General features: G+C 54.3%; 1 pseudogene. It reads right to left on the bottom strand.

What is annotated here, in order from left to right:
- Positions 1-394: 394 nt before the first annotated feature.
- A pseudogene (locus tag AB4Z23_RS28005) lies at positions 395-565 on the bottom strand (LysR family transcriptional regulator); the annotation flags it as partial.

Below are 565 nucleotides of genomic sequence, written 5' to 3' on the forward strand. Positions count from 1 at the left end.
GACCAAAGCCGATAGCGAAATCCACAGGGAAACCAGATCAGCGCCGCCGTGATAACAAAGGCACACCAGGGAATACACCGTCCCTCAAACCTAGCAAGCCCAAAAAATAAGGCACATAAAGAGGGCTCTCGCTGATTTGCACTTCTACCCCGGTATTCGATTGAACCTGCGCGAAATACCGCGCGGACTGCGTGCCTGTCGGATGTCAGCTTTCTCGAATTCCCCGCCGATACCGGTCAGTCCGATAACTGCCCCATATCAGTTGTCTCGAGTAAAACAAACCGACGTCCCGCTGCGGATTTTCAGCATGTTAGTTTTATTCCAACAGCGGTGTCGTTGGTTCCAATCGTTTCAAGGCGAGGCCCCGGAACACACAGGGATCACTTACGAGACATCAGGCTGCAATATCCGCGACGTTGCTTTCGTTCGTCCTCAGCATCGCCTCACGGATTTGCTGCCGCAACCATGCGCAGCCAAGATCGCTGTCCATCTGAAGCGGCCAGACCGTTGCCACGGGTGGAAAAGAAAGCGCCAATGGCACCGGGCTGACCTCAAGTCCCAATAG

It is taken from the genome of Agrobacterium sp. MCAB5 (assembly GCF_052114365.1).
In the GTDB taxonomy this organism is placed as follows: Bacteria; Pseudomonadota; Alphaproteobacteria; order Rhizobiales; family Rhizobiaceae; genus Agrobacterium; species Agrobacterium tumefaciens.